The 5,818-nt window shown below is 75.5% G+C and carries 6 protein-coding genes; 2 read left to right on the top strand and 4 right to left on the bottom strand.

The features are described 5' to 3' along the window. Both AB0F18_RS38150 and AB0F18_RS38145 read right to left on the bottom strand, forming a co-directional pair. A partial coding sequence (locus tag AB0F18_RS38150; RefSeq protein WP_362069825.1) for a HAMP domain-containing sensor histidine kinase occupies nt 1–1,344 on the bottom strand: 1,344 nt, incomplete at its 3' end. 109 nt (nt 1,345–1,453) lie between these two features. Further along, a complete protein-coding gene (locus tag AB0F18_RS38145; RefSeq protein WP_185117278.1) occupies nt 1,454–2,140 on the bottom strand; it encodes a response regulator transcription factor in 687 nt (228 codons plus the stop codon). A gap of 77 nt (nt 2,141–2,217) precedes the next feature. On the opposite strand from AB0F18_RS38145, the gene AB0F18_RS38140 reads away from it, so the two are divergent. After that, nucleotides 2,218–2,790, top strand: a complete 573-nt coding sequence (locus AB0F18_RS38140; RefSeq protein ID WP_362069822.1) for a hypothetical protein — start codon at nt 2,218–2,220, stop codon at nt 2,788–2,790. A gap of 4 nt (nt 2,791–2,794) precedes the next feature. Here the strand turns inward: AB0F18_RS38140 and AB0F18_RS38135 are convergent, their stop codons facing one another. Further along, nucleotides 2,795–3,673 carry a fused MFS/spermidine synthase gene (locus AB0F18_RS38135; RefSeq protein WP_362069828.1) on the bottom strand — a complete coding sequence of 293 codons (879 nt, stop codon included), beginning with the start codon at nt 3,671–3,673 and terminating at the stop codon, nt 2,795–2,797. A 40-nt stretch (nt 3,674–3,713) separates the two neighbouring features. Further along, nucleotides 3,714–4,163: a hypothetical protein gene (locus tag AB0F18_RS38130; protein WP_362069819.1), complete on the bottom strand. Its 450-nt coding sequence runs from the start codon at nt 4,161–4,163 to the stop codon at nt 3,714–3,716. Between the two features lie 235 nt (nt 4,164–4,398). On the opposite strand from AB0F18_RS38130, the gene AB0F18_RS38125 reads away from it, so the two are divergent. Continuing rightward, a complete protein-coding gene (locus AB0F18_RS38125) occupies nt 4,399–5,724 on the top strand; it encodes a tetratricopeptide repeat protein (protein ID WP_362069816.1) in 1,326 nt (441 codons plus the stop codon). Nucleotides 5,725–5,818: the final 94 nt, after the last annotated feature.

Raw genomic sequence — 5,818 nt, 5'->3', positions numbered from 1 at the left:
GCCCGGGCCGCGGCCGCCGCGCCGGGCCCGGTCGTCCAGGGCGAGCCACACCCGCACCTCGGTCCCCCCGAGCACCGAACGCCCCAGCCGTACGTCGCCGCCCGTGGACTCCGCGACGCGGCGCACGATGTCCAGGCCGAGCCCGGTGGAGCCGTCGCGGGCGCCGTCGTTGCCGCGCCGCAGGGCCGCGTCCGGGTCGGCGATGCCGGGGCCCGCGTCCGAGACGAGGACGATGACGGCGTCCCCCGCGTCGTGGACGTCGACCGCGAAGGGGGTGGCCTCGGGGGTGTGCCGGAAGACGTTGCCGAGCAGGGCGTCGAGGGCGGCCGCCAGCTCCGGCCGGGCCACGGGGACCCGTACGGTGCGGTCCACGCCCGCGAGCCGCACCTCGCGGCCCTCGTCCTCCGCGAGCGCGGACCAGAAGGCCATCCGGTCGCGGATCACCTCGGAGGCGTCGCAGCCGGCGGTGGCCGCCGCGGCGGCGGGCGGCCGCTGTTCGCGGGCGGTGCGGATGATCGTGTCGACCTCGCGTTCCAGCTGCTCGACCGCCGTCCGGGTGTGCTCGGCGGCCGGCCCGTCGCCGAGGGAGGCCGCGTTGAGCCGCAGCACCGTCAGCGGGGTGCGCAGCCGGTGCGAGAGGTCGGCGGCGAGCTCCCGCTCGTTGGCGAGGAGTTCGACGACCTGGTCGGCCATCGAGTTGAACGCGACGGCCGCCGAGCGGAGTTCCTTCGGGCCGTCCTCGGGCACCCGGGCCCCGAGCCGCCCCTCCCCCAGCTGGTGCGCGGCGTCCGCGAGCCGTTCGGCGGGGCGCACCAGGCGGGCGCCGAGCCGGTCGGCTACCGCCACCGAGCCGACGACCAGGGAGAGTCCGACGCCGGCGAGGACCAGCCAGGCGGTGGCGACCCCGTTGCTGACCTCGCTCTCCGGCACGTAGATCTCTATGACGGCGATGTCACCGGAGCCGAGGGCGATGGGCTGGAGCAGCGCGGAGCCCCCGCCGGCGGCCCCGGCAGTGGTGGCCCGTCCCATGGAGCGGGTCTCGGCCACGGCGCGCGTGCCCGCCCAGCCGTCGCCGATGTCCACGGGGGCGGCGCCGCCGATGGCGGGGACGTGGACGGCCATCCGCCGGGCGGCGCCCATCTCGGTGGACTCGACGGCCTTGCGCAGCTGCACCGGGTCGGTGGTGATGGACAGGGTCGGCCCCATGGTGGCGGCCTGCCGCTCGGCGTTGGAGAAGGCCCGGTCGCTGGCCATCTCCTGCACCACCAGCCCCAGCGGCACCGCGAAGGCCACGGCCACCATGGTGGTGACGGCGAGGCAGACCTTGACCAGCGCCCATCTCACCTCTGTCGGCTCGCTCCGCCGCGGCAGCGGCTGTTGTCACGGTCGCCCGCGCGGCGCACCGGTGCGGCCATCGTGGTCGTCTGCGGCCCGGCGGCCGCGCGTGCGACGCTCACAGCGGCGGCTCCAGCTTCACCCCAACACCTCTGAGCGTGTGCAGGTACCGGGGCCGGGCGGCGGTTTCGCCGAGCTTGCGGCGCAACCAGGACAGGTGGACGTCGATGGTCTGGTCGTCCCCGTACGACTGCTGCCACACCTCGGCGAGCAGTTCCCGCCGGGCCACGACCACCCCGGGCCGCCCGGCGAGGAAGGCCAGCAGGTCGAACTCCCGCCGGGTCAGGTCGAGTACGGCCCCGTCCAGCTCGGCCTGGCGGCGCAGCGGGTCGATGGCCAGCCCGCCGACGCGCAGCACGCGCGGGGGCGGTTCGGCCGCGGCGGCCTGGGAGCGGCGCAGGACGGCGGCCATCCGGGCGGAGAGGTGCTCGACGGAGAAGGGCTTGGTGAGGTAGTCGTCGGCTCCGTCGTTGAGCAGCCGGACGATCTCGGCCTCGTCGTCACGGGCGGTGGCGATGATGACCGGGACGTCGGTGATGCCGCGCAGCATCTTGAGCGCCTCGGAGCCGTCGAGGTCGGGCAGCCCGAGGTCGAGGATGACCACGTCGAAGCGGTGGTGGGCGACCTCGCGCAGGGCCTCCAGGGCCGTGCCGACGCTCCGCACGGTGTGGGAGGCCTCGGTCAGGTGCCGGATGAGGGCGGAACGTACGAACTGGTCGTCCTCGACCACGAGCACACTAGCCATGGGCGCACGGTAGTCCATTCGGGGGACCTGGGGAGGGGCCGTGCCGGGTCTGTGACGGGTGGTGCAGTATGTGCCCGATGCGACGAGGACTTGTACATGCCATGGCCTGGCTGGTGGCGACCGCGGCCGCCGTGACCCTGTCGTGGTGGGGCGTGCGCACCGTCATGTCCGGTACGGCGTACGATCCTCCGCTCGCGGTTCCGCTGGCGACCGTGCCGCTGTCCTCCTCGACGCGGGGCGCGGAGGGGCCGGCGCCGGCCGGGCCCTCGGGGTCGCCCTCCGCGTCGCCGTCACCGTCCGCCGCGGGGTCGTCGTCGCCGTCCGCGCCGGCGGCCGCCCCGTCCTCCCCGGCCGCGAGGTCGAAGTCCGCGCCGCCGCCCGGGCAGCAGCGGCCGTACCCGGAGGGCGGCGGGCAGGCCTCGGGCTCCGGCAATGTGAAGGGGTACTCGGTCTCGGGCGGCCGGGTCGTCTTCGACCTCGGCACCTCCTCGGCCGCCCTGGTCTCCGCGACCCCGGAGGCGGGGTGGCGGGTGCAGGTGTGGAAGCAGGACTTCTGGATCCGGGTCACGTTCACCCGTGACAGCCGCGAGGTGTCGGTGTTCTGCACCTGGCACGACCATCCGCCGACGGTGGAGACCGTGGACCCGTGAACCGCTAGCGGAAGACGGAAGCCGGGGGCTCCGGCGAGGCCACTGCCGAGGCGTCGGAGACCGGGGCCGCGCCGCCCGTGAAGTCGGCCAGGGCCCGGCCGTGTTCCACCCGGCCCGGGTGCGGGTCGCTCGCCACGCGGCGGGTGAACTCCGCGACGGGCAGCTCCCGGTCGGAGGCCACGAGGACCGCATTGCCGAAACGTTTCCCCCGCCAGACGACGGGATCCGCGGCCAGCGCCAGCCGCTCGAAGCGCGAGGCGGCGGTGGCGACCTGGCCCCGCAGGTGCGCCAGCGGCGGCCCGTCCGCGAGGTTGGCCACGTACCAGCCGGTGGGCGACAGCGCCCGGCGTACGTCGTCCAGGAACTCGGCACTGGTCAGGTGGGCCGGGGTGCGCGCCCCGCTGAACACGTCCGCGATGACCAGGTCCGCCCAGCCGTCGGGCACCTTCGCCAGCCCCGCCCGCGCGTCCACCGCCCGGACCCGGACCCGCGCCTGCGGGTCCAGCGGCAGGTGCTCCCGCACGAAGGCCACCAGGGCCGCGTCGATCTCCACGACCTGCTGCGAGGAGCGGGGGCGCGCGGCGGCCGTGTAGCGGGCGAGGGTGAGGGCGCCGCCGCCCAGGTGCACCACGTTCAGGGGCTGCCGGGCGGGCGCGACAAGGTCGATCAGGTGGCCGATGCGGCGCTGGTAGGCGAAGTCCAGGTACCCGGGGTCGTCCAGGTCGACGTGGGACTGCGGGGCCCCGTCGACCATCAGGGTCCAGGCGCGGGCGCGCTCGCGGTCCGGGGACAGCTCGGCCAGGCCGCCGCCCACCTGCCCGGTGACCGGCTCGGCGGTTCCCCGCCGGCCCCCGTCACGGTTCCTGCCCTTGTCCTTGCTTATGCCCTTGCCTGCCACCCCGCCATTATCGCTGGCCAGAGCATCACCGACAGTTGTCGGCCGCCTCGATGAGCCGGGCCGCCTCGCCGAGCGCCGCGCGCAGCACCTCCGGATCGGTGACCGGCCCCACCGCCTCGGGCGGCAGCAGCCACCCCGTACCGCCCGCCGTGGGCGCGGCGGCGAGGTCGCCGAAGCGCATCCCGCGCCCGTTGGTCTGCGTACAGGCGCTGCCCGGCAGGTCCCAGGCGTCGGCGGTGCCGGGCGGGACGAGGAAGCCGAGGGTGTCGCCCGAACCGTCGTGCAGGACGGGCCCGACCGCGGGGACGGCCTGGCCGGCGCCCCGCCGGATGATGTCCACGGCCTCCAGACCCTGCCGGACGGAAACGGTCACCAGGTCCGGGGCCAGGACCGGGGCGGAGACCGCGGCCGGGGCCTGAGCGGTGAGCGGGGTCGCGCCGGCCCCGGGCGCGGTGTCCGTACCAATGCTGTCCATGCCGGCCTCCACCAAGGGGAACCCCTCCTCGATCCGTATCCGCATGGGTTCAACGCGGAGAAGCGTCAACAGGTGCGGTGGCAAGACGCCGCAAAGGATGGCAGTTCATGGCGGATCGCGGGTGAGATATCCGTTTTGTAGCCAAACACCGCGTGGAGGCCCCCTCGCTGGCGGTACGTTCATGCGCGCCGGAGCGCCTGACTCCGGGACGGGCTTGTCCAGAGAGGCAGCGTCCATGGCGGCGTCACCCCACTCACCCAACTCCAGCTTCCGGCGGCTGCGCGGCGCGCACTCCCCGGCCGAGTTCGCCGCCATGGTCCGCCGGGCCGCACGGGAGATCGGCGAAACGGTTTCCTGCGACGCCCGCTACATCGGGCGGGTCGAGTCGGGCGAGATCCGCTGCCCCAACTACGCCTACGAGCGCGTCTTCCTCCACATGTTCCCCGGCCGCACCCTCGCCGACCTGGGCTTCTCCCCCCGCGAGGCGGTCCGCGGGCGGGCCGCGCAGCGCGCCCTGCCCGCCCCGCCCGTCTTCACCCACCTCATCCACCGTTCCAAGGAGAGCGACGTGCTGCGCCGCGCGTTCATGGCGGGCGGCTCCGCGACCGTGGCGGCCGCGACGCTCAGCCTCACCCTGCTCGGAGACGGCCGCCGGATCCCCTCCCGCGCCGGGGAGGCCGAGGCCGCCGCCGTCGAGGACGCCGTACGCCAGATCCGGCTGCTGGACGACCGGCACGGCGCCGACGCCCTCTACCGGCGGGCGGCGCAGCCCCTGCTGACCGCCTACGCCCTCCTCGACGCGGGAGCCACCCGGCAGTCCACCGAGGACCGGCTGCACGCGGGGGCCGGGGAGCTGGCCGTCTCGGTGGGCTGGCTGGCCCACGACTCGGGCCGCTTCGAAGACGCCCGCTCGCACTACGCCGAGGCCCTGGCCACCGCCCGGGTGGCGGGGGACGCGGGCCTGGAGGCGCACGCCTTCAGCAACATGGCCTTCCTGGCCCGGGACTGCGGACGCCCCCGCGAGTCGGTACGGGCCGCCCAGGCGGGCCGGCGCGCCGCCCGCTCGCTCGGCTCGGCCCGGCTGCTGTCGCTGCTGGCGCTGCGGGAGGCGGGCGGCTGGTCGGGGCTCGGGGACCGCAGGGCGTGCGAGGAGGCGCTGACCCGGGCGCACACCGAGTTCGCGCGGGGCGAGTGCGCCGCCGACCCGGAGTGGATGTCCTTCTTCGGCGAGGCCGAGCTGGAGTCCCTGGAGTCCCGCTGCTGGGCGGCGCTCGGGGAGCCCGCCCGCGCGGCCCGGCACGCCCGCCGCGCGGCCGACCTCCAGGACCCGCACTTCGCACGCAACGTGGCCCTCTACACCGCCGAGCTCGCCGACGACCTGGCCCGCGCGGGGGCCCCCGACGAGGCCGCCTGGGCGGGCGGGCGGGTGCTGGACCTGCTGGCGGAGGTCCAGTCGACCCGGATCCGCTCCCTGCTGGCGGGCACGGCCCGCACCCTGGTCCCGCACCAGCGCTCCCCGCGCGTGGGCACGTTCCTGACCCGCCACGCCGCCCAGGCCTAGGCCTAGGTGTTCTGTCCAGGGAGGTTGTGGACGGGTGATGCAGGTCTCGGCTGAGAGATCTTGAAATGGGTGAGGGCCTTCTGGCCTGGTGTGG

Source organism: Streptomyces sp. NPDC029216 (assembly GCF_040648015.1).
Taxonomy (GTDB): domain Bacteria; phylum Actinomycetota; class Actinomycetes; order Streptomycetales; family Streptomycetaceae; genus Streptomyces.
Note: the sequence above shows the minus strand (reverse complement) of the source record. Positions and strands in the feature narration are given on the sequence as shown.

Excerpts from the sequence above, each read along its gene's own strand:
- AB0F18_RS38130 (WP_362069819.1), bottom strand. The coding sequence starts at position 4,163 with ATGGACAGCATTGGTACGGACACCGCGCCCGGGGCCGGCGCGACCCCG.
- AB0F18_RS38125 (WP_362069816.1), top strand. The coding sequence starts at position 4,399 with ATGGCGGCGTCACCCCACTCACCCAACTCCAGCTTCCGGCGGCTGCGC.
- AB0F18_RS38145 (WP_185117278.1), bottom strand. The coding sequence starts at position 2,140 with ATGGCTAGTGTGCTCGTGGTCGAGGACGACCAGTTCGTACGTTCCGCC.
- AB0F18_RS38140 (WP_362069822.1), top strand. The coding sequence starts at position 2,218 with ATGCGACGAGGACTTGTACATGCCATGGCCTGGCTGGTGGCGACCGCG.